Origin of the sequence: Rhodanobacter sp. Root627 (assembly GCF_001427835.1) — a bacterium.
GTDB classification, from domain to species: domain Bacteria; phylum Pseudomonadota; class Gammaproteobacteria; order Xanthomonadales; family Rhodanobacteraceae; genus Rhodanobacter; species Rhodanobacter ginsenosidimutans.
The window spans coordinates 1,185,610-1,208,428 of record NZ_LMGW01000001.1; the positions used below are offsets into that span (position 1 = coordinate 1,185,610).

Below are 22,819 nucleotides of genomic sequence, written 5' to 3' on the forward strand. Positions count from 1 at the left end.
GGCGGGATCTCAGGCTTGCCAGCTGCGCCACAGGCGCTCGAAGGCGCGCTCGGCGTGACGTTTGGCTTGATCAAAACCGAACAGCCCGCCGTCGTGGTGCAGGCCGAGCATCAGTGCGTAGATTTCGAAGGCGAGCAGTTCGGCATCGGTGTCGGCGCGCAGGTGGCCTTCATCCACAGCCTGCCCGATCGCCTTGCACAGTTCACGGCGCCAGCCGGCCATCTGCGCCACCACGCTGTCGTGCAGGGGGCCCGTACGGCCGTCGTATTCGCTGGCCGATGACAGCAGCACGCAACCGCTCTGGAATTGGCGGCCCCAGGTGAACCAGTTGGCCACGATCGCCCGCAGCCGCGGCAGGCCGCGTGGCCGCTTCAGCGCGGGTGCCAGCACCGTGGCCATGAAGCGCTGGCCGCCGGCGTCGAGCACCGCCAGCTGCAACTCCTCGCGCGAGCCGAAATGCGCGAACACGCCGCTCTTGGACATGCCCACGTCGGCGGCCAGGCTGCCGATGGACAGACCTTCCAGCCCGCCGTTGCAGGCCAGCGCGTAGGCGTGGTCGAGTATGGTTTCGCGCGTGGCGGCGCGTTTTCCGGTGGTGATTGGGGTGCTCATGATGTGATAAATAGCACGATCGTTCGTTCTTTTCAATGGAACAACCACGCGGCCGTGATGTGTTGTCCGTATGCTGGCGGTCACACGTCCAAGGAGGAGCACCATGAAATACCGTCACCTGCTGGCGCCGCTGGCCACCGTGCTGCTGAGCGCCTGTGTCACCTCACCCACCGGTCGCTCGCAATTGATGATGGTGTCCGATACGCAGATGAACCAGATGGGGCTGACTGCGTTCAACGACATGCGCAAGCAGGGCAAGTTTGTCGACGCGCCGCGCGAGCGCGCCTACGCCACCTGCGTGTCGAAAGCGCTGATCTCGGTGCTGCCGCCGCCGTGGAACACGCAGCAATGGGAAGTGCAGATCGTGGATGACGACACCGCCAACGCGTTCGCCCTGCCCGGCGGCCGCATCGGCGTGAACAAGGGCATGTTCAAGCTGGCCAACAACCAGGATCAGCTGGCGGTGGTGCTGGGTCATGAGCTGTCGCACGTGGTGGCGCGTCATGGCGCCGAACGCGTTTCCGACAACATGGCCACGCAGGCGGCGGTGGCGGCGGGCACCGCGTATGCCGGCACGCGCGGCACCAACACCGGCTATGTTGCCGCGGCGCTGGGCCTGGGCGCGCAGGTGGGCATCCTGCTGCCGTTCTCGCGCACGCAGGAAAGCGAGGCCGATACGCTGGGCCAGCGCTACATGGCCAAGGCCGGTTTCGACCCGCGCGCGGCGGTGACGTTGTGGCAGAAGATGGGCGCACAAGGCGGCAGCAAGCCGCCGGCGTTTCTCTCCACCCACCCTTCCACCGGCAACCGGGCGCAGGCGCTGAACCAGCAGGCGCAGCAGTTGATGCCGGTGTACGAGCAGGCGCGCAAGAGCGGCCACGCACCGAATTGCCGCATGTAACAGCATCTCCACGCTTTGCTGCGTCGCGGAACTACCTTCACGGACGAAGTATTAGACTCCGCGCCAGTTTCATCGCCCCGGCCTCGGTCGGGGCGATCAGTTTCAGGGTTTTCTGTTTCCGGGGCGGTGGTGGTTGCATCGCCCCAGTCTGTAGATGCCGTCTGGCACCGTAATCCATGGAGTCACCGTTCCAATGATTTTTGAAACCATCGCCAACACGGGTCACGAAGAAGTCGTTTTTTGCCACAACAAGGACGCTGGCCTGAAGGCCATCATCGCGATCCACAACACGGTGCTGGGCCCTGCGCTCGGCGGTTTGCGCATGTGGCCGTACAAGACCGAGCAGGAGGCGGTGAACGACGTGCTGCGGTTGTCGCGCGGCATGACGTTCAAGAACGCGGTGGCCGGCCTGAACCTGGGCGGCGGCAAGGCGGTGATCATCGGTGATCCCAGCAAGGACAAGTCGGAGGCGCTGTTCCGCGCGTTCGGCCGTTTCGTCAACTCGCTCAACGGCCGCTACATCACCGCCGAGGACGTGGGCATCGATGTCAACGACATGGAGTACGTGTTCCGCGAAACCGACTACGTGACCGGCGTGCACCAGGTGCATGGCGGCTCGGGCGACCCGTCGCCGTTCACCGCCTACGGCTCGCTGCAGGGCGTGATGGCCTCGCTGCAGGCGAAGTACGGCAACGAGGACGTGGGCAAGTACAGCTATGCCGTGCAGGGCTGCGGCCACGTGGGCGGCGAGTTCATCAAGCTGCTGCGCGAACAGGGTGCCAAGGTGTTCGTCACCGACATCAACAAGGAAGCGGTGCAGCGCTGCGTCGACGAGCTGGGCTGCGAAGCGGTGGGCCTGGACGAGATCTATGACGTCGACGCCGACGTCTATTCGCCCTGCGCGCTGGGCGGCACCGTCAACGAGCAGACCATCGACCGCATCAAGGCCAAGATCATCTGCGGCCCGGCCAACAACCAGCTGGCCACCGACGAGATCGGCGATGAACTGCAGAAGCGCGGCGTGCTGTACGCACCGGATTACGCAGTGAACGCCGGCGGCGTGATGAACGTGTCGCTGGAAATCGACGGCTACAACCGCGAGCGCGCGATGCGCATGATGCGCACGATCTATTACAACCTGGGGCGCATCTTCGAGATTTCGAAGACCGAGAACATCCCCACCTATCGCGCCGCCGACCGCCTGGCCGAAGAACGCATCAACGCGATCGGCAAGATCAAGCTGGCGCACATGGGTAACGGCGGGACGCGCTTCCAGGGGCGGATGCGGGGGCAGTAAGCCTGACCCCCATGTAGGAGCGACTTCAGTCGCGACGCTCTTGCCTTGGACTCTGGAGCAAGAGCATCGCGACTGAAGTCGCTCCTACAAGAACAGCATCACGGGCGCGGGTTCGCACCGTATGCTTGACGCATGACGCAAACGTCCACTCTTTCCAGCTACTGGTTTCGCCTACTCGGTTACGACCGCTTTGCCGAATGCGTGCGCGTGCTGCTGGCGCTGGGCGGCATCGTGGCCTATGGGCTGGTCAGCGGCCAGCTGGCCGCGATCATCCCGATCCTGCTGGGCGCGATCGCCTGCGCGCTGGCGGAAACGGAAGACCAGTGGCGCAATCGCCTGATCACCCTGCTGGTAACGCTGGCCTGTTTCTCGGTGGCCGCAATGGCGGTGGAATGGCTGTTGCCGCATCCGGTGGCGTTCGCGATCGGCCTGTGGTTGTCGACGGTGCTGCTGGTGATGCTGGGCGCGTTGAGCGGGCGCTACAGCACGATCGCCGGCGCCACGCTGATCCTGGCGGTGTACACGATGCTCGCCTCGGACCTCGCCGGCGGTGCGCCGGAGGGTGGCCTGTTGCTGGAGCCGGCGAGGATGCTGGCCGGTGCCGCCTGGTACGGTGTGCTGTCGCTGCTGTGGAGCGCCCTTTCGCCGCAGCAGGCGGTGCGGCATGCGCTGGCGCGGTTGTTTCGCGCGCTGGCCGATCAACTGGATGGCAAGGCGGCGCTGTTCCTGCCCTTGCGCGGGCGCGATGACCAGGCGCTGCAACTGGCCCTGGCGCGGCGCAACGAGAACGTGGTGGCGGCGCTCAACGACACCCGCCTGATGCTGATCGACCGCATCGGCAGCCGCCGCGCACGCGGCACCACCGCGGTATTGCTGCAACGCTATTTCATGGCGCAGGACATCCACGAGCGGATCAACTCCTCGCACTATCCCTACGACGCGCTGGCCAGGGCGTTCTTCCACAGCGACGTGCTGTTTCGCTGCGAGCACCTGCTGCGGTTGCAGGCCAGCCGCTGCCGCCAGCTTGCCGATGCGTTGCGCCGGCGCGGCAGGATCGGACGCGACGACGATGTGGAGGCCGCGTTCGCCGACGTGCGCACCTCGCTCGAATCCCTGCGCGAAACGCCGCACGAGCCGGCACTGCTGCGCGCCGTCGATGGGCTGGCCAGCAACCTGGCCGCCATCCACGACCTGCTCGACGGCAGGGTGCTGCTGGACAGGCACATGGAATCGACGCTGCAGGACCCGGCGCCACAATCCCTCGCCGACGCCTGGGCGCGCATCCGCGCCCAGTTCAGCCCCCGCGCGCCGCGCTTCCGCCATGCCATACGACTGGCCACCGCCCTGCTGGTGGGCGACGTGGTGATGCGGCTGGTACATCCGCAACATGGCTACTGGATCATGATGACCACGCTGTTCGTGTGTCAGCCGAGTTATCACGCCACCTGGCGCGTGCTGCTGCAACGCATGGGCGGCACCATCGCGGGGTTGGTGATCGGCTGGGCGGCGCTGCACTCGATCACGCCGCTATGGCAGTTGCCGCTGATCGCGTTGACCGGCGTGGCGTTTTTCGCCGCCCGCCATCGCCGCTACGGCGTGGCCACGGCGATGATCACGCTGTTCGTGGTGATGCTGGTGAACCAGGTGGGCGACGGCTACGCGGTGATGCTGCCGCGGTTGTTCGACACGCTGGCCGGCGCCGCGATTGCCGCGCTGGCGATCCACTTCATCCTGCCGGACTGGCAAGCGCGGCAACCGGGCCAGTTGCTGGCCGATACGCTGCACAGCGACGCGCGCTACCTGGCCAGGATCCTGCCGCAATACCGCAGCGGCAAACACGACGACCTCGACTACCGCATCGCCCGTCGCGACGCCCACAACGCCATCGCCGCGCTGAGCGGCCTGCTCGGCCAGATGCTGCGCGAGCCCGGCGGCAAGCACCGCCACGATGATGTGCTGTTGCGATTCCTGACCGCCGCCCAGGTCTTGCTGGGTCACTTGTCCACCCTGGGCAGCCACCGGCAGGTGCTGTCCGCCGATGCCGTCAACGCGGTCATGGAGCGGGGGGACCAGGCCGTGGCGGCCTTGCAGCGTGTGGCCGATGCGGTACTGGCATCCGAAAAACCCGCCATCGACCCGGCAGATACTGCGGCAGATGGTGCCGAACCTTCCCTCCCGAATGACGACGTGGCGACCCTGGTGCTGAACCAGTTGGCGCTGGTGCGCGGCCAATGCCGCAAGCTGGCCGAGCTGACCGCGGAATGGCAGCCGCGCTGAGCGGAAAATACGTGATCCCCACCCGCCTGTCGGCCTGCCGACGGACACCGGAATACCCAGGCATTGTGGCCGCGCCAAGGCCGCCATCCGGTGCCAAAAGATGGCTGACGCCCGCCATGATTCTGGTACACTCCATCACGCGTTTTTGACGCGTAAACCCTTGCCTGAAAAGGGCAAGGGCCACGGGGGACCCGCATCGCGGGGGGATCGGCCAGGCCGTTCCGCCAACATCGGAACCTCATTGGGGACAAGACACGGGGATGCCAGCGTCCCGGTGCGCGAAAGCGCCCGGCCCATCCCCGTCCATGCGTTGCATGGCATCACCGGAACAAGAGCAGGCGGAACAGTTATGAGCACGATGATGATGGAAGCAGGGATCAGCGACGAAGAGATTCTGGGCAGGCTCAGGGAAGTGCTTCGTGACACGTTCGAGATCGACCCGGCGCGGGTCACGCCGTCGGCGCAGTTGTTCACCGAGCTGGAACTGGACAGCATCGATGCGGTGGATCTGGCGATCCACGTGCAGGAGATGACTGGCATGCGCATCAAACCCGAGGATTTCAAGAGCGTGCGCACCGTGGGCGACGTCATCGCCACCGTGCACACCCTGCTCGCCCGCTGACCGGCGGCGGCTTGCGTCGGATGTCGGTCCCGCTGATGTCAGTGCCCGCGGCGCGCCTTGCGCCGTGCGCGCTGATTCCGATCTACAACCACAAGCGCACGATCGAGCGCACCGTGCAGGCCGTACGGGCGCACGGCCTGCCGGTGATCGTGGTGGACGACGGCAGCGATGCCGACACCCGCGCGGTGCTCGATGCGCTGAAAGAAAACGGCGACATCCAGCTTCTGCGCCTGCCGCACAACCAGGGCAAGGGCGCCGCGCTGGTGGCCGGGCTGCTGGCCGCGCGCGCCGCCGGCCATACCCACGCACTGCAGATCGACGCCGACGGCCAGCACGACACCGGCGACGTGCCGCGTTTCCTGGGCGAATCCCGCGATCACCCCCATGCGATGGTGTGCGGACGCGCGGTCTATGACGACAGCGTGCCCAGGGCGCGCCTGTATGGCCGCTACCTCACCCACGTCTGCGTCTGGGCGGAAACGCTGTCGCTGGCCATCGACGATTCGATGTGCGGCTACCGGCTGTATCCGCTGCACGAAACCTGCGCGGAAATCGCCCGCGCACCATTGCCGGCACGGATGGATTTCGACACCGAGATCGCCGTGCGCCTGCTGTGGCGCGGCGTGCCGGTGCGCAACCTGTCCACGCGGGTGATCTACCCCGAGGGCGGGCTGTCACATTTCCGCATGCTGCACGACAACGCGCGCATCACCGCCATGCACACGCGCCTGCTGCTGGGCATGCTGCCGCGCGCGCCGCGTCTCCTGTGGCGCCGCTGGAAGAGGCAGGCCGCATGAAGGCGATCATTCCCCACCACCTAGACGAGAAGCCGTTGCGATGAAGCGTGTGGTGATCACCGGCATGGGCGGCATCACCGCGCTCGGCCACGATTGGGTACCCATCGAGGCGCGGCTCCGCGCGGGCCGCAATGCCGTGCGCGCGATGCCCGAGTGGGATTATTTCGACGCCCTCAATACCCGCCTGGCCTGCCCGGTGGACGACTTCACCCTGCCGCCGTGGCCACGCCGGCTCAGCCGCTCGATGGGTCGCGTGGCGCAACTGGCGGTGGCGGCCAGCGAGCACGCGATGCGCGACGCCGGGTTGATCGACGACCCCAGCGTCAGCGACGGCCGCATGGGCGTGGCCTACGGCTCGTCCGGCGGCAGCGTGGAGCCGGCGCGGGTGGTCGGCCACATGCTGGACACCGGTTCGATGCAGGGTGTCACCGCCACCAGCTACATCCACATGATGGCGCACACCACGGCGGTGAACATCGGCGTGTTCTTCCAGCTGAAGGGCCGCGTGATTCCCACCTCCAGCGCCTGCACCTCGGGCAGCCAGGCGATCGGCTACGGCTACGAGGCGATCAAGTACGGCCGCCAGACGATGATGCTTTGCGGCGGCGCGGAGGAGTTGTCCGGCCCCGGCGCGGCAGTGTTCGACGCGCTGTTCGCCACCAGCACCCGCAACGACCAGCCAGGCCTGACGCCGCGGCCGTTCGACCGCGCCCGCGACGGCCTGGTTGTGGGCGAAGGCGCCACCACGCTGATCCTGGAAGAGTACGAACACGCGAAAGCGCGCGGCGCCACCATCTACGCCGAAGTGATCGGCTTCGGCTGCAACTCCGACGGCAACCACATCACCCAGCCCACCCGCGAGACGATGGCCACGGCGATGCAGTGGGCGCTGCAGGATGCGGGCATCTCCGGCGAGGCGATCGGCTACGTCAGCGCGCATGGCACCGCCACCGATCGCGGCGACGTGGCCGAAAGCCACGCCACAGCAGCGGTGCTGGGTGCGCGCGTGCCGGTGAGCTCGATGAAAAGCTACGTCGGCCACACGCTGGGTGCGTGCGGCGCGCTGGAATCGTGGTGGGCGATCCGCATGATGCGCGAGGGCTGGTTTGCGCCCACCATCAACCTCACCAAGGTCGACCCCGAATGCGCCGAACTGGATTACATCACCGGTGACGGGCGCACGCTTTCCACCGACTGCGTGATGAACAACAACTTCGCGTTCGGCGGCATCAACACCTCGCTGATCTTCCGGGCCTGCGACTGATGGCGCCCGACCTGCTCGACGCGCGCGGCCTGCCCCGGGTGGTGGTGACGGGGATGGGCGTGGTCAGTTGCCTGGGCAATGGCTGCGAGGCGTTCCGCGACGCGCTGCAAAACAACCGCAGCGGCCTGCGCGCGATGGACAGCTTCGCCCGCCGCGGATTGAACACGCGGGTCGGCGGGCCGGTCGACGTCAGCACCCTGCCCGAGCCGCCGCGCAAGCTGCGCCGCTTCCTGGCCCAGCCGGCGCTGTACGCCTGGCACGCGATGGGCGAGGCGATCGCGCACGCGGGGCTCGACGCAGCCCGATTGGAAAGCGGCGACTGCGGACTGGTGATCGGCGGCGGCGCCTCGTTGAACGAATACGAAGTGGGCCTGGACGCTTATCGCAGCAAGGGCGTGGGTCGGCTGTCGCCGTTCCTGGTGTCGCGCGGCATGAGCAGTGCGTTGTCGGCCTGCCTGGCGCATGCGTTCGGCATCCGCGGCGTCACCCAGACGGTGGCCTCGGCCTGCACCAGCGCGACGCTGGCGATCGGCCAGGCGATGGAGCTGATCCAGTTGGGACGCCAGCAGATCGTGCTGACCGGTGGAAGCGAGGAATTGTTCGAAGGCACCGCCACCTGGTTCGACGCGTTCGGCGCGCTGTCCGCAGCCAGCGCCGATCAGCCGCAGCGGGCTTCGCGACCTTATGACCTGCATCGCGATGGTTTCGTGCTGGCCGCCGGCGCCGGTGCGCTGGTGCTGGAATCGCTGGCGCATGCGCGCTCGCGCGGCGCCACCGTGCTGGCCGAGCTGACCGGTTTCGGCGCCGGCACGGACCCGGCCAGCATGGTCGGCCCGGGCGTGGACGGCATGATGCGCGCGCTGCGGCAAGCCTTGCAGCAAGCCGGCACGCTGCCCGATTACATCAACACCCACGCCTGCTCCACGCCGCAGGGCGACCTGCAGGAATGGCAGGCAATTGAAGCGGTGTTTGCCGAACGCGGCACGCCGGTGCCGGCGATGTCGTCGATCAAAGGTTTGAGCGGCCACGCGCCCGGCGCCGCCGGCGCGCTGGATGCGATCGCCAGCATGCTGATGATGCAGCACGATTTCGTGGCGGCGGGCGCACCGGTGATCGACGCCGATCCCGCATTTGCGACGGCGCCGCTGGTGCAACAGACCCATGCGCGGCGCATCGACAGCGTGCTGTCCAACAGCTTCGGCTTCGGCGGCAGCTGCGCCGCGCTGATGTTCCAGCGGCCGGCGGAGCAAGCCGCATGATCGCGCTGCGCATCGAACAGTGGCGGGCGTGGGCGCCCGGCGTGGCCACCGAAGAAGCGTGGCTGGCCTGGGCGCAATCGCCGCGCGTGTTGGCCGACCAGCAGGAGCAGCCCGAGTGCCTGTCGTTGCCGCCGATGCAGCGCCGCCGCCTGAGCCGGCTGGCGCGGATGACGATGGAAGTGGCCTCGCCCTTGTGCGGCGACGACGAGCAGTTGCCGTTCGTGTTCGCCTCGCGCCACGGCGAGACCACGCGCACGCTCGACCTGCTGGGCGACGTGGCCGGCGAGCAACCGTTGTCGCCCACGCAGTTCGGCCTGTCGGTACACAACGCCATCGCCGGCCAGTGGTCGCTGCTGCGCGGCCAGCGCGGCGAATCGGTGGCGATCGCCGGCGAGGCGGATACCTTCGAGCACGCCATGCTGGAAGCGTCGACCCTGCTGGCCGCCGGCGCCCCGTCGGTGCTGGCGGTGATCGCCGAGGAAGTGCCGCCGGATGCCTATGACGGCTGGATCACCGATGTGCCGTTCTCGTACGCCGTGGCCCTGCGGCTGGGCCGTGCCGATGTGGCGACGCCCGGCAACACCTGGCAACTCGACCTGGATCGCCACGACGGCGACACACCGCCCTGCCCCTGGCCGCATGCGCTGGATTTCCTGCGCGCCATGCAGACCGCCGCCCCCTCGTTGCAGCACGCGTGGAAGAGACGTCGATGGCAGTGGCAGCGCAGCTGATGGAACGCCGCCGCGACGCGTGGCTGTGGCGCCTGCTGGCCACGGGCGCCAGCTTTGCCGTGTTCGGCATCGGCGGGGTGATCCTGCGGGTGCTGATCCTGCCGTTGTTTGCGTTGCTGCCCGGCGGTCCGCTGGCGCGACGTCGCCGCGCCCGTGCCGCGATCAGCCGCGCGTTCCATCTGCATGTGCAGTTCATGTACCGCACCCGCGTGCTCGACTTCCACATCGACGGCGCCGAGCGGCTGGGCCGGCCGGGGCAACTGGTGGTGGCCAATCATCCGTCGTTGATCGACGTGGTGTTCCTGATCTCGCAAATGCGCGACACCAACTGCGTGGTGAAGGCCAGCCTGTGGAACAACCCATGCATGCATGGCGCGGTGCGCGCGGCGCAATACATCAGCAACAACGGCAGCCCTGAAATGCTGGAGCAGGCCGCCAACGTGCTGCGCGGCGGCGAAACCCTAGTGATGTTTCCCGAGGGTACGCGCACCACGCCGGGGCAGCCGCCGGTGTTCCACCGTGGCGCCGCGGCCATCGCGCTGCGTGGCGCGCGCACGATCACGCCGGTGTTCATCTCGGTGGCACCGACCACGCTGACCAAGGCCGAACCGTGGTACCACATCCCCTGGCGGCGGGTGATGGTGCACCTGCGCGTCGGTGACGATATCGACCCGGCCACGTTCGACAACGCCCCCATGCCGATCGCCTCGCGACGCCTGAACCAGCACCTGCATCAACTCTTCCTGCAAGGACTCGACGCCTCATGACCACCCAAGACCCCGTGTCCGCACAGGCCGCGCTGGAGCAGGAAATCGCCCAGCTCATCATCGACACGCTGAATCTGGAACACCTGACGGTCGCCGACGTGGCGGTGGATCAGCCGCTGTTCGGCGAAGGGCTGGGGCTGGATTCGGTCGATGCGCTGGAGCTGGCGTTGGCGCTGCAGAAGCATTACGCCATCCGCATCGAAGCCGACGTCAAGGCATCGCGCAAGCATTTCGCCACCGTGGCCAGCCTGGCCGCCTTCGTGCAGGAGCAGCGCAGCGCATGCGGCAGCTGATCGCCAGGATCGCACTGCCGCTGGCCGGCGTGCTGTATCCGTTTGTCGTGTATTTCGGCACGGAGAAAGTCGCGCCGCCGATCTTCGCGCTGGTGCTGGGCGCGATCTGGCTGATCCGCGCCCCAAGCCTGCTGCGCCAGCCAGGCGGGCGCTGGATGGTGGGCATCTCCCTGCTTTACTGCGTGCTGCTGATGTTCACCGGCGAGGCAATGCTGCTGCGCTGGTACCCGGTGTTGATCAACCTGTTCCTGCTCGCCGCGTTCGGCTGGAGCCTGGTCTACGGCCCGCCCTTCATCGAGCGCTTCGCCCGTCTGCGCGAGCCCAACCTGCCGCCGGCCGCCGTGCGTTACACCCGCGTGGTGACCTGGGTATGGGTAGGCTTTTTCGCGTTCAACGGCAGCATGTCGGCCGCGCTGACACTGTGGGCGCCGCTGTCGTGGTGGATGCTCTACAACGGCATGATTTCCTACGCGCTGGTGGGCATTCTGTTCGGCGGCGAATGGGTGCTTCGCCAGCGATTGCGCCGGAGCTTTGCATGAGCCCGCTGGCGTCCGCGGCCAGGGCACTCGCCGACCATCCCTGGCTGGATGGCGCCTGGGCCGGCAGCACGGGCGCGTTGCTGTTGCTGAGCCGCCAGGGCCAGGCCGAGTTCCATCGCGAAGGGCGCCAATCGCTACTGGACACATTGCAATCGCAGCTCGCCATGCGCGACCTGGCTGTACCGGACAACTGGCGCCTGCTGGATGCACCGCCACCGGCCACCGACCACGCCACCATCGAGCAGCTGCTGGCAATACCGCGTCCGCGCCAGATCACGCCCATCGCCGAACAGGAAAACGCGGGCCACTGGAAACTGGACCTGGTGCTGCCATCTGACCTGATCCTCTTCGACGACCACTTCCGCACGGCACCGGTCTTGCCGGGCGTGGTGCAGGTGGCGTGGGCGCTGGCGCTGGCTGCGCCGCGACTGGGCACGTCGAACCACTGCCGCGAGATGGAGGCGCTGAAATTCCAGCGGCTGCTGCGCCCTGGCGACCGGCTGCAACTGGACCTGCATTACGAGGATGAGCCCGGCGAGGCGCTCGGAAAGCTGCATTTCGCCTACCGCCTCGCCGGCCAGCATTGCTCGTCCGGACGTCTGCGGGTGACGCTCGCCCATGGCTGAGCACAGCACCGACAAGCAGCATTGGGCCGCGCAGCGCGAGCGCGGAAGCTTCTGGCTGATGAAGCTCACCGCGTTCGGCCTGCGTTTGCTGGGGCGGCGCCCGATGACGCCGGTGCTGTATGGCATCGTGCTGTACTTCTTCGTGTTCGGCCGCCGCGCCCGGCACAACGTGCGCCAGTATCAGGATTACCTCGCCCAATGGAGCGGACGCAGCGAGCTGCGCCCCACCCTGCGCAGCGTGTTCGGCCAGTTCATGGCGTTCGGCGAAAGCCTGCTCGATCGGCTCGACGCCTGGCACGGCAAGCTGAAACTCAGCCAGGTGACGCTGCACGATCCCGATGGCGTGCGCCAGCGGCTGATGAAAAACCGCCAGGGCGGCCGCGGCGAGATCCTGGTCGGCACCCATCTGGGCAACCTGGAGGTATGCCGCGCGCTGGCCGAACTGGGCGAGCAGGTGCCGCTGAACGTGCTGGTGCACACCGCCAACGTGGCCCACTTCAACCGTCTGCAGAACGCCGCCGGCGATCATCAACTGCACCTGATGCAAGTCAGCGAGATGGACGCCGCGCTGATGCTCGACCTGTCGCAACGGCTGGATCGCGGCGAATGGCTGGCGATCGCCGGCGACCGCGTACCGCTGCAGGACGGCCGCAGGGTGGTGGTGGATTTCCTCGGTCATCCGGCGCCGTTTCCGCAAGGCCCGTGGATGCTGGCCGGGCTGCTGCGCTGCCCGGTGAACCTGATGTGCTGCCTGAAGATCGACGGCCGCTACCAGATCCACCTCGAATCGTTCATCGACGCGCCGGCCTGGGACCGCCGCCAGCGCGAGGCGCTGATCAAGGGCTGGGCGCAGCGCTATGCCGATTACCTGGCGCGCAAGTGCCTGCTGGCGCCGCGGCAGTGGTTCAATTTCCACCCCTACTGGCACGTCGACGCGCCACTACCCGCCACTGGAGAAAACGATGCGCAGCCGCGGCGTGTTGCACCTTGATACCGAGATCACCGTGCCGTTCTTCGACGTCGATTCGATGAGCGTGGTCTGGCACGGCCATTACGTGAAGTACCTGGAGATCGCGCGTTGCGCGCTGCTCGACATGATCGGCCACAACTACCTCGACATGCAGGCGTCCGGCTATGCCTGGCCGATCATCGACCTGCAATTGCGCTACGTGCAGGGCGCGCGCTTCGGCCAGCGGCTGCGCGTGCGCGCGGATCTCGCCGAATGGCAGAACCGGCTGAAGATCAACTACCTGATCAGCGACGCGGAAACCGGCGAGCGGCTGACCCGCGCCAGCACGGTGCAGATCGCGGTCAGCGCCGACGGCGTGATGCAGTTGGTCTCGCCGCAGGTGATGATCGACGCGGTCGAACGCCATCTTCCACCCCCTTCATCAACCCTCGCCTGATGCCTGCCATGAATTACGCCAGCTCCACGTACGTCGAGGAAACCCGCATCGGTTTCCGCTTCCTGAGCACGTTCACCTGGCAGCACCACGTGCTTCGCGTCGCCATCAACGACCTGAAGAAACTCTGCGGCGAACCGGCGCCGCAAGGCGGCGTGCTGCTGGACGTGGGTTGCGGCCAGGGCAAGTCGTTCCGGCTGCTGCAGGATGCTTTCCAGCCACAGCGGTTGATCGGGCTGGACGCCGATCCGCACAGCATTGCGCTGTCGCGCGCCGAAGCCGACAAGGAGCAGATCGGCGCCGAACTGATCGCCGGTGACTGCGCACAGATCGACCTGCCCGACGCCAGCGTCGACATCGTGTTCTGCCACCAGACCTTCCATCACCTGGTCGAGCAGGAACGCGCGCTGGCCGAGTTCTGGCGCGTGCTGACACCCGGCGGCGTGCTGCTGTTTGCGGAGTCGACCAAGGCCTATATCGACACCTGGGTGATCCGCTGGTTCTTCCGCCATCCGATGCATGTGCAGAAGAGTGCGGACGGCTATTTGCAGATGCTGCGCGAACAGGGTTTCGTGTTCGGGCCGCAGCAGGTTTCGCTGCCCTATCTGTGGTGGAGCCGCGCGCGCGACTTCGGCCTGCTGGAACGCTGGCATCTGAAACAGCCGCCACCGCCGGGCAAGCGCGAGGAAACCCTGGTCAACGTGGCCGCCCGCAAGCCTGCCGTCCCATGACGGCTTATCTCAACGCGCTGGGCGTGATCTGCAGTCTTGGCCACGGAAAGCAGGAGGTTGCCGCCGCCCTGTTCGCCGGCGACGCCAGCAGCATCCGCGCCGAAGCCGGCTGGGCGCCGGGACGCTCGCTGCCGCTGGGTGCGGTCAGCCATGCATTGCCGCCGATACCGCCGGCACTGGCGGCCACGCGGGACAACCGCGCCAACCGCCTGCTGCTGGCCGCGGCGCTGGAGATCGAGAGCGATATCCGTGCCGCCATCCATCATCACGGCGAGCACCGCGTCGGCGTCGTCATCGGCACCAGCACCACCGGCATCGAACGCACCACCGAAGCCATCGGCCATCGGCGCCAGCACGGCCAGTGGCCGGACGACTACCGCTATGCCGATCAGGAGCTGGGCGCGCCGGCCGAGTTCCTGGCCGAATGGCTGGCGCTTTCCGGCCCCGCCTACGGCATCTCGACGGCATGCACCTCCGGCGCGCGCGCCCTTATCAGCGCACAGCGCTTGCTGCAGATGGGCGTGTGCGACGCGGTGCTGTGCGGCGGCGTCGACACGCTTGCGCGGCTGCCGGTGAACGGCTTTCTGGCGCTGGAGGCGCTCGATGCCGACCACTGCCAGCCGTTTTCGCAGAACCGTCGCGGCATCAACATCGGCGAGGCCGCGGCGCTGTTCCTGATGACGCGCGAACACGGTGGCGTCGTTCTTGTCGGCAGTGGCGCCAGCTCCGACGCGTACCACATGTCGTCACCGGACCCGCAGGGCCTGGGTGCGCAGCAGGCGATGCGCGATGCGCTTGCCCGGGCGCAGCTCGATCCGGGCCAGATCGACTACGTCAACCTGCACGGCACCGCCACCGAACACAACGACCGCATGGAAAGCCACGCGATGACGGCCGTGTTCCCGCACGGCGTGCCCTGCTCCTCGACCAAGTCGCTGACCGGCCACACGCTCGCCGCCGCCGGCGCGCTGGAAGCCGCGTTCTGCTGGCTGAGCCTGCTGGACGGCGAGCGCCACTTGCCGCCGCACATCTGGGACGGCGTGGCCGATCCGGAGCTGGCCGCACTGGATCTGATCGACACGCAGCGCCGCCTGCCGGCACAAGGCACGCGGCGGCTGATGAGCAACTCGTTCGCGTTCGGCGGCAACAATGCCAGCCTGATCCTGGCCGACCCCAGCGCCGGAAACAGCGAGGAAATCCCGCCATGACGCATGGGCCGATTGCCGACCTGCTGCCCCACACCGGCGACATGATCCTGCTCGATTCGGTGCTGGAGGCCGAAACCGACCGCATCGTCTGCGGACTCGTGGTGCGGCCAGACGGCCCGTTCAACGACGCCGATGGCAGCCTGCCCGCGTGGTGCGGCGTGGAGTTGATGGCGCAGGCCGTGGCGGCATGGTCGGGTTGGACGGGCAAGCAGGAGCACCGCGCGGTACGCCTGGGTTTCCTGCTCGGCACCCGCCACTACCGCTGCAATGTGGACGCGTTTGCGCCGGGCAGCGAACTGGCCGTCGAGGCATTCCGCAGTTTTCACGACGACAATGGCATGGCCATGTTCGCCTGCCGCATCGACGCCGAAGGCATCCACGCCGAAGCCCGCCTGACCGTCTTCAGCCCACCCGACAGCGACGCCTTCCTCGCCTCCCTTGCATCGAGTCAGCCCCATGTCTGAAACCATTCTCGTCACCGGCTCCAGCCGCGGCATCGGCCGCGCGATTGCCCTGCGCCTGGCCCGCGCCGGCTACACGCTGGTATTGCATTGCCGCTCACGGCGCGAAGAGGCCGACGCGGTACGCGGCGAAATCGAGGCGCTGGGCCAGTCGGCCCGCGTGCTGCAATTCGACATCGCCGATCGCGCCGCCTGTGCCGCCGCACTGGAAGCGGACGTGGCCACCCACGGCGCGTACTACGGCGTGGTCTGCAATGCCGGGCTGACCCGCGACGCGGCCTTTCCCGCGCTCAGCGGCGACGATTGGGACAGCGTGCTGCGCACCAACCTGGATGGTTTCTACAACGTGCTGCATCCGTTGATCATGCCGATGATCCGCCGCCGCGCACCCGGCCGGGTGGTCTGCATCACGTCGGTCTCCGGCATCATCGGCAACCGCGGCCAGGTCAACTACAGCGCCTCCAAGGCCGGCGTGATCGGCGCCGCCAAGGCACTGGCGGTGGAGCTGGCCAAACGCAAAATCACCGTCAACTGCGTGGCGCCCGGCCTGATCGAAACCGACATGCTCGACCCCGAGGTGCCGGTGGAGCAGATCCTGAAGATGATCCCGGCCGAACGCACCGGCACGCCCGACGAAGTGGCTGCCGCGGTGGAGTTTTTGCTGGGGGCGGACGCAGGCTACATTACCCGCCAAGTGTTGGCCGTCAACGGCGGCCTGTGCTGAAGGGGACTGTTCAAGCACACGTTACGGAGATGGTTTCCCGTGCTTTGCCGCGGTCAGACGACCGCATCGATTCATCACCAAGGAGTCCCGCATGAAGGCTAAAGTTCTCGCCCTGACCCTGCTCGCGCTGTCCGCTGTTCCCGCCATCGGCATGGCCGAAGACGTGGTGTACCTGTCGTTCCAGGACACCGTGGCCGCCGCCACCGCATCCGGCAAGCTCGATGGCAGCGTGAAGTTCTACCTGGAAGGCAACCAGCCGGCCGGCAAGGTGGACGTGGTCAACAACAACGTCGTCACCAACAAGAAAACCAACGCCTTCGGCAAGTCCAGCCAGGAATCCTGCAGCTGGGCGCTGCAGTCGGCGCTGATCACGCTCCAGGACGCGGCCAAGCAGGCCGGCGCCAATGCGGTGGTGGACATCCAGAGCTACTACAAGAAACAGGTCCACAGCGACCCGAAAAACTACGAATGCCACAAGGGTGCCCTGATGTCGGGCGTGGCGCTGAAAGGCAAGCTGGCCAAGGTTCACTGAGCCACGACGAAACACGGCGCGGTGTCGCCAGCGAGGCGAGCCGCGCCTGCGTTACCATCGACGGCCCAACACCCGCGTAGCCATGGAGTCCGTCAATGCGTCCGTTCCCGCTCGGAGAAGACATCGACCTGCTGCGCGAGACCGTGCACGCGTTCGCGGAGAAGGAGATCGCCCCGCGCGCTGACAGGATCGATCGCGACAACCTGTTTCCCGCCGACCTGTGGCACAAGCTGGGCGAGATGGGCCTGCTCGGCATCACCGTCGACGAAGCGTACGGCGGCACCGGCCTGGGTTTCCTGGCGCACATGGTGGCGATGGAGGAAATCTCGCGCGCCTCCGGTTCGGTCGGCCTGTCGTACGGCGCGCACTCCAACCTCTGCGTCAACAACATCTTCCACAACGGCAACGAAGCGCAGAAGCAGAAATACCTGCCGAAGCTGTGCAGTGGCGAACACGTGGGCGCATTGGCGATGAGCGAGCCCGGCGCCGGCTCCGACGTGGTCGGCTCGATGAGCTGCAAGGCCGAGTTGCGCGGCGACGTGTGGGTGGCCAACGGCACCAAGATGTGGATCACCAACGGCCCCGACGCCGATGTGTTGCTGGTGTACATGCGCACCGCACCACGCACCGCGGGTAGCCGCTGCATGACCGCCTTCATCGTCGAAAAAGGCATGAAGGGTTTCAGCACCGCGCAGAAACTGGACAAGCTGGGCATGCGCGGCTCCAACACTTGCGAGCTGGTGTTCGAGGACTGCGAGATCCCGCCCGAGAACATCGTGGGCGAGGTCAACGAAGGCGTGCGCGTGCTGATGAACGGGCTGGACACCGAGCGGCTGGTGCTGTCCGGCGGCCCGATCGGGCTGATGCAGGCGGCGCTGGACATCACCCTGCCCTACGTGCGCGAGCGCAAGCAGTTCAATGCACCGATCGGCACGTTCGAGATCATGCAGGCGAAGGTGGCCGACATGTACACCGCGCTGCAGAGTTCCCGCGGCTTTGCCTACCTGGTGGCGCAACAGTTCGACAGCGGCGTGAAGTCACGCATCGACCCGGCCGCCTGCCTGCTCAACGCCTCGGCCAACGCGGTGAAGGTGGCACTGGAGGCGATCCAGTCGCTGGGCGGCAACGGCTACATCAACGAATTCCCCGCCGGCCGGCTGCTGCGCGACGCGAAGCTGTACGAGATCGGCGCGGGCACCAACGAGATCCGCCGCATGCTGATTGGGCGGGAGCTGTTTCACGGGAAGGCGTGAAAGGCCGGGATTGGGGATTCGGGATTGGGGATTCGTTAGAGCAGAGCGCCCGACCTTCCCGCTCTGAAGCCCCTCTCCCGAAGGAGAGGGGCAAGAGCAAGAGCTAGCTTCAGAACACCCAATTGAAGCTGGCCGTTGCCATTTTCGCCTGCTGGCGCTGACCCAGATACTGGTCGTAGCCCAACTGGAAACTGACCCGCGGGCTGAATGTCCAGTCCAGCGCCGCGCCCGCCATGCCGCCGTAGCGCGCCAGCCCGATACCACCCACCGGCGCCCATTGATTCACGCCGCTGAAGCTGGCCTGGAACACGTCGCCGCGCATCCCGAACGATTGCTGCCACAGCAGATGCGTCTGCAACTGCACGCTGCCGCCGCGGTCGAACTGCCATCCGCGGGTGGCGCGCACACCCAGACCGGCCTGCCAGCGCGCAACAGTTTGCGCCTCCGATTTCAACCCGAACCCGGCGCCGCCCAGTTCGTTGAAACCGTCGCGTCGGATCTGCGCGTACTGCAGGTTGGCATACGGCGTGACAACGCTGCGACCAAACGCCAGGCGGTAGCCACTTTCCCCGTAAGCCACGCCGTAACGGCCACCGCTTCGGCTGCTGACACTGCTGGACTGCGCACCCAGCTCAACCGTGCGCCGCATGTTTTCGCGATAGCTGCCGATGCCGAAGCGGCCCATCGTGTACCACGCGCCATCGATCACGCCGCCGTACAACATGCCTTCCACCGCGTGACTGCGGCCCTGGTCCGCACTCTCGGCCAGGCGGCCAAGGCCCTGGCTCTGGCTCAACGCGAAGCCGGCCACGCCGTTGCCGCCGATACGATAGTCCTGGCCGGCCATCCAGCCGCTGAGGTCGTAACCGACCTCGTTGTAGCCGCTGCGCGACATTCCGCCGTGATAGCCCAGGTTCTGCGTCCAGCCACCTGCGCTCGGTGTGCTCAGCAGGTTGTCGAAACGATCCGACAAGGCGCGCGTACCGGCATCGATCGCCTCGAACGTCATCGCCGTGCTGGCCGCATGCAACTGCCCGGACAGGCTTTCCAGCGAGCGTTGCAGCGTTTCGACGTTGGCTGTGCGCTGCAGGCTCGCTGCCGCCTTGATGAAGCCGCTGCTGACTGCCGCACTGCCCGACGTGCCACCACTGAGCTGGCTGTTGATCTGGCCGAACGCCGCATCGACCCGCTGCGCGGCACCGTACGAGGCCGCCGTATAGGCAAGCCCCGATACGGTGGTGGCATTCACCTGAGTGACATTGAGCCATGCGTTGTTGGCGTCGTAATTGATGGTGGCCGTCAGCAAGGTCACGTTGGAGGCCTTGTTCAGGCCGCTGAAGGTGCCGGTCAGTCCGCCGGTGGCGGTCAGCACGTTGGTATGCGCGTTCACGACGTAGCCCGATTCGGTACCGAGAACGAAGAGATCGCCACCGGACAGCGTGGCAGTACCGGCCACGTCGAGCGACGACCCCAGCGATACGGCCAATCGGCTACTGCCACCCTGCTGGGAATAGTTGCCCGCCACATCAACGTTGCCGCCGCGTACGGCAAGCACGCCCTTGTTGACCACGTTGCCGCCGATGGCGTGCGTCTTGTCCAGGACGCCCTGCGCGCCGATCTCCACGTCGGACGCCAGCGCCTTGGCCACCAGGATGCCGTTCTGCACCTGGGTGGTGCCGGTGTACGTCGCCGGCTGGGTCAGGGTGAGCGTGCCGAGGCCCTGCTTGACCAAGCCGCCGGCGCCGGAGATCGGGTTGTTCCAGCGAGAGCTACTTGGCACGTCCACCGTGACGTCGCCCCAGTCGAACCTGGCCGGGCCGTTGACCGCCTTGGCCACGTTGAGCCGGCCGTAACCGAACACGCTGTCCACGCCTGCGGCGCCCAGGTCGTCGGCGGTGCCCAGCAGGGTCTGGCGCACCAGATCGTTGGTGAAATACGGGTAGGCCTGCCACACCAGCGCCGCGGCCCCGGAAACCTGTGGCGCGGCCAGGGAGGTGCCGGCAACGACCAGGTAGGTCGCGTCGGTGCTGGTGTCGTCCTTGTCGCTGACGATCACGTCGCCGGGTGCGGCCAGGCAGTAGTTCTTCGCCACGCCGCAGGCATTGGAGTAGCTGGCCAGCGTGGTCGGATTGTTGCTGTCCACCGCCACAACCGCAAGCCAGCCCACTTCGAGGTCAGGAGCGCGGCTGGGCAAGGCGGCAACGTCGCTCGGATTGGCTTCGGCGCTGTTGCCCGCGGCCATCACCACCAGCCCACCCCAGGTTTTGACAAACGGCGCGTAGGCGTCATGGAAACTCTGGGTGGTAGCCGTGGCACTGGCCGGCCAATACAGGCCACCCCAGGAATTGTTGGTGATCTTGACGTTGTTGGCGATCAGGTCATCGTTGATGGATCCAAGCGGGTCGGCATCGGTGACCTGGTTTCCCTGGCCAGTGCCATCATCCGGTGGCGGAGCATCGCTGATGATGCGTGCCGACACCAGTTTCGCATTCGGCGCGACACCGCCCGGGAAAACATCGAACGCCTTGCCCGCTGCAATCTCCGCCACCCAGGTGCCATGGCCGATCACGTCATCAACAGCGGTGTTGTTGATGGCGGGGTCGATATAAGTCAACGCTTTCACAACGCGCCCCGCCAAGGCCGGATGGTTGCGCATGATGCCGCTGTCCACCACGCCGATCGTGACGCCGCTGCCATCGAAACCCTGCGCGTGCGCCTTGTCCGCACCGGTGATGCTGAGCTGGGCGTCGAATGGAGGATCGACCGGCGCGGGACTGGGCACGGGAGCGGGAGCGGGAGCGGGCACCGGGGTCGGTGCGGGTGTTGGCGCGGGCGCGGGAGTGGGTGTCGGCGTTGGACGCACGTTTACACCGCCGCCACCGCCACCGCCACCGCCACCGCAGGCACTCAACGCCAGCGCCATGCCAATCACCAGTGCCGTTTCACAGCAACGTGACTTCGGTTCGATTTTTTCCATGGTGGTCCCCGTTTGATCCCCAACAGCCAAGCGCCGCGTACACTCCAATACGGCATCGCAATTCCGATACTGACACAACGAAAAGCTCACGAGATACCGCACGGGCGCGCTGCTACGACATTCACGTAGATTTGCCGGGCCTCTGCGGCAACTGCGATAATCCGCTGAATATCCTGCAGGCGTTCACGCCTTTCCAAGCCTTTGCGGAGACCCCCCATGTCGGACGACAGCATTGTCATTGCTGGTGCCAAGCGCACCGCAATCGGTTCATTCCTCGGCCAGTTCACCGGCGTTCCCACGCCGACGCTTGGCGCCACCGCGATTCGCGCGGCGCTGGAGCAGTCCGGCGTGGCCGCAGCGGACGTCAGCGAGGTGCTGATGGGTTGCGTGCTGCCTGCCAACCTGGGCCAGGCGCCAGCCCGCCAGGCGGCGCTGGCCGCCGGGCTGCCCGCAAGCACCGGTGCCACCACGGTCAACAAGGTGTGCGGCTCCGGCATGAAGGCCATCATGCTCGGCCACGACCTGATCAAGGCCGGCTCGGCCACCATCGTGGTAGCCGGTGGCATGGAGTCGATGACCAACGCCCCGCACATGGTCAATGCGCGCACAGGTATCCGCTATGGCGACGGCAAGCTGGTCGACCACATGGCGTGGGATGGCCTGACCAACCCTTACGACGGCCAGTCGATGGGCGTCTTCGGCGAACTGTGCGCGGACAAATACCATTTCACCCGCGAAGAGCAGGACGCCTTCGTGATCGGCTCGGTCGAGCGCGCACAAGCCGCGCAGAAGAACGGCGCGTTTGCCGACGAGATCGTCCCCGTCACCGTCAGCGGCCGCAAGGGTGATGTGCGGTTCGATACGGACGAGCAGCCGGGTCGCTCCGACATCGCCAAGATCCCCAGCTTGCGGCCCGCCTTCCGCAAGGAAAACGGCAGCATCACTGCCGCCAGCTCATCCAGCATTTCCGACGGCGCCGCCGCCGTGGTGCTGCTGACCGCGGCCGACGCCAAGGCACGCGGCCTCACCCCGCTGGCCCGCATCGTGGCCCACGCCACCCATTCGCAGGAACCGGAATGGTTCACCACCGCGCCCGTCGGCGCCATCGGCAAGGTGCTGGAAAAGGCCGGCTGGAATATTGCCGACGTGGACTTGTTCGAGATCAACGAGGCATTTGCGGTGGTGGCGATGGCACCCATGCGCGAACTCGGCATCCCGCGCGACAAGATCAACGTCAATGGCGGCGCCTGCGCGCTGGGCCATCCCATCGGCGCCAGCGGTGCGCGACTGGTGGTCACCCTGCTCAACGCATTGAAAACGCGCGGCCTCAAGCGCGGCATCGCCACCTTGTGCATTGGTGGTGGCGAAGCAACCGCGATTGCGGTCGAATCCGTAGACTGAACCCTCACGCGGGACGCGCAACAATCCGCTCCGCCAATGAAAGCGGGTTAAACCGGTTTTTAATGTGCACTGAAGCGTTGCTATAAAAATGTGGCGCAGGTTCGACGAAAGCGCTATTAATACACGGCCAAACGGCATTCCACG

At 66.7% G+C, this 22,819-nt stretch carries 23 protein-coding genes; 21 read left to right on the top strand and 2 right to left on the bottom strand.

Annotated elements, in window-relative coordinates; genetic code table 11:
- Positions 1-9: 9 nt before the first annotated feature.
- Complete coding sequence (locus tag ASD68_RS05515; protein WP_056604362.1) at positions 10-612, bottom strand: TetR/AcrR family transcriptional regulator; 603 nt, start codon at positions 610-612, stop codon at positions 10-12.
- A gap of 103 nt (positions 613-715) precedes the next feature.
- On the opposite strand from ASD68_RS05515, the gene ASD68_RS05520 reads away from it, so the two are divergent.
- From ASD68_RS05520 to ASD68_RS05615, 20 genes are all read left to right on the top strand, one after another.
- Complete coding sequence (locus tag ASD68_RS05520; protein WP_056604366.1) at positions 716-1,513, top strand: M48 family metallopeptidase; 798 nt, start codon at positions 716-718, stop codon at positions 1,511-1,513.
- A 193-nt stretch (positions 1,514-1,706) separates the two neighbouring features.
- The gene (locus ASD68_RS05525) at positions 1,707-2,810 is read left to right on the top strand and encodes a Glu/Leu/Phe/Val dehydrogenase dimerization domain-containing protein (RefSeq protein WP_007081959.1); all 1,104 of its coding nucleotides are present in this window, start codon (positions 1,707-1,709) and stop codon (positions 2,808-2,810) included.
- Between the two features lie 132 nt (positions 2,811-2,942).
- The gene (gene yccS, locus ASD68_RS05530) at positions 2,943-5,087 is read left to right on the top strand and encodes a YccS family putative transporter (protein WP_056604368.1); all 2,145 of its coding nucleotides are present in this window, start codon (positions 2,943-2,945) and stop codon (positions 5,085-5,087) included.
- A gap of 349 nt (positions 5,088-5,436) precedes the next feature.
- On the top strand, positions 5,437-5,709 hold the full coding sequence (locus ASD68_RS05535; protein ID WP_007081957.1) for an acyl carrier protein: 273 nt from the start codon (positions 5,437-5,439) through the stop codon (positions 5,707-5,709).
- 35 nt (positions 5,710-5,744) lie between these two features.
- Complete coding sequence (locus ASD68_RS05540; protein ID WP_056605215.1) at positions 5,745-6,506, top strand: glycosyltransferase family 2 protein; 762 nt, start codon at positions 5,745-5,747, stop codon at positions 6,504-6,506.
- A gap of 40 nt (positions 6,507-6,546) precedes the next feature.
- On the top strand, positions 6,547-7,770 hold the full coding sequence (locus tag ASD68_RS05545; RefSeq protein WP_056604370.1) for a beta-ketoacyl-ACP synthase: 1,224 nt from the start codon (positions 6,547-6,549) through the stop codon (positions 7,768-7,770).
- On the top strand, positions 7,770-9,029 hold the full coding sequence (locus tag ASD68_RS05550; protein ID WP_056604372.1) for a beta-ketoacyl synthase N-terminal-like domain-containing protein: 1,260 nt from the start codon (positions 7,770-7,772) through the stop codon (positions 9,027-9,029). Before ASD68_RS05545 ends, ASD68_RS05550 begins: the two co-directional genes overlap by 1 nt.
- Complete coding sequence (locus ASD68_RS05555) at positions 9,026-9,760, top strand: beta-ketoacyl synthase chain length factor (protein ID WP_056604375.1); 735 nt, start codon at positions 9,026-9,028, stop codon at positions 9,758-9,760. The genes ASD68_RS05550 and ASD68_RS05555 overlap by 4 nt, the downstream gene beginning before the upstream one ends.
- Positions 9,739-10,527: a lysophospholipid acyltransferase family protein gene (locus tag ASD68_RS05560; protein ID WP_200945327.1), complete on the top strand. Its 789-nt coding sequence runs from the start codon at positions 9,739-9,741 to the stop codon at positions 10,525-10,527. The genes ASD68_RS05555 and ASD68_RS05560 overlap by 22 nt, the downstream gene beginning before the upstream one ends.
- The gene (locus ASD68_RS05565; protein WP_056604377.1) at positions 10,524-10,820 is read left to right on the top strand and encodes a phosphopantetheine-binding protein; all 297 of its coding nucleotides are present in this window, start codon (positions 10,524-10,526) and stop codon (positions 10,818-10,820) included. The genes ASD68_RS05560 and ASD68_RS05565 overlap by 4 nt, the downstream gene beginning before the upstream one ends.
- Complete coding sequence (locus ASD68_RS05570) at positions 10,808-11,359, top strand: hypothetical protein (protein WP_056079829.1); 552 nt, start codon at positions 10,808-10,810, stop codon at positions 11,357-11,359. Before ASD68_RS05565 ends, ASD68_RS05570 begins: the two co-directional genes overlap by 13 nt.
- Positions 11,356-11,985: a hypothetical protein gene (locus ASD68_RS17245; protein ID WP_056604384.1), complete on the top strand. Its 630-nt coding sequence runs from the start codon at positions 11,356-11,358 to the stop codon at positions 11,983-11,985. Before ASD68_RS05570 ends, ASD68_RS17245 begins: the two co-directional genes overlap by 4 nt.
- On the top strand, positions 11,978-12,976 hold the full coding sequence (locus ASD68_RS05580) for a glycosyl transferase (protein ID WP_056604388.1): 999 nt from the start codon (positions 11,978-11,980) through the stop codon (positions 12,974-12,976). The genes ASD68_RS17245 and ASD68_RS05580 overlap by 8 nt, the downstream gene beginning before the upstream one ends.
- A complete protein-coding gene (locus ASD68_RS05585; RefSeq protein ID WP_056604392.1) occupies positions 12,948-13,391 on the top strand; it encodes an acyl-CoA thioesterase in 444 nt (147 codons plus the stop codon). The genes ASD68_RS05580 and ASD68_RS05585 overlap by 29 nt, the downstream gene beginning before the upstream one ends.
- Positions 13,392-13,399: 8 nt before the next feature.
- Positions 13,400-14,119: a class I SAM-dependent methyltransferase gene (locus ASD68_RS05590; protein ID WP_056604395.1), complete on the top strand. Its 720-nt coding sequence runs from the start codon at positions 13,400-13,402 to the stop codon at positions 14,117-14,119.
- The gene (locus ASD68_RS05595) at positions 14,116-15,327 is read left to right on the top strand and encodes a beta-ketoacyl-[acyl-carrier-protein] synthase family protein (protein ID WP_056604399.1); all 1,212 of its coding nucleotides are present in this window, start codon (positions 14,116-14,118) and stop codon (positions 15,325-15,327) included. Before ASD68_RS05590 ends, ASD68_RS05595 begins: the two co-directional genes overlap by 4 nt.
- A complete protein-coding gene (locus ASD68_RS05600) occupies positions 15,324-15,791 on the top strand; it encodes a hotdog family protein (protein WP_056604403.1) in 468 nt (155 codons plus the stop codon). Before ASD68_RS05595 ends, ASD68_RS05600 begins: the two co-directional genes overlap by 4 nt.
- Positions 15,784-16,512, top strand: a complete 729-nt coding sequence (fabG, locus tag ASD68_RS05605; RefSeq protein WP_056604406.1) for a 3-oxoacyl-ACP reductase FabG — start codon at positions 15,784-15,786, stop codon at positions 16,510-16,512. Before ASD68_RS05600 ends, fabG begins: the two co-directional genes overlap by 8 nt.
- A gap of 91 nt (positions 16,513-16,603) precedes the next feature.
- Positions 16,604-17,044 carry a hypothetical protein gene (locus tag ASD68_RS05610; protein WP_056079849.1) on the top strand — a complete coding sequence of 147 codons (441 nt, stop codon included), beginning with the start codon at positions 16,604-16,606 and terminating at the stop codon, positions 17,042-17,044.
- 95 nt (positions 17,045-17,139) lie between these two features.
- On the top strand, positions 17,140-18,297 hold the full coding sequence (locus tag ASD68_RS05615) for an isovaleryl-CoA dehydrogenase (RefSeq protein ID WP_056079850.1): 1,158 nt from the start codon (positions 17,140-17,142) through the stop codon (positions 18,295-18,297).
- Positions 18,298-18,406: 109 nt separating this feature from the next.
- On the opposite strand, the gene ASD68_RS05620 is transcribed toward ASD68_RS05615, so the two are convergent.
- Positions 18,407-21,274: a S8 family serine peptidase gene (locus ASD68_RS05620; RefSeq protein ID WP_056604409.1), complete on the bottom strand. Its 2,868-nt coding sequence runs from the start codon at positions 21,272-21,274 to the stop codon at positions 18,407-18,409.
- Between the two features lie 216 nt (positions 21,275-21,490).
- Between ASD68_RS05620 and ASD68_RS05625 the strand changes: the two genes are divergently transcribed.
- A complete protein-coding gene (locus ASD68_RS05625) occupies positions 21,491-22,675 on the top strand; it encodes an acetyl-CoA C-acyltransferase (RefSeq protein WP_056604411.1) in 1,185 nt (394 codons plus the stop codon).
- Positions 22,676-22,819: the final 144 nt, after the last annotated feature.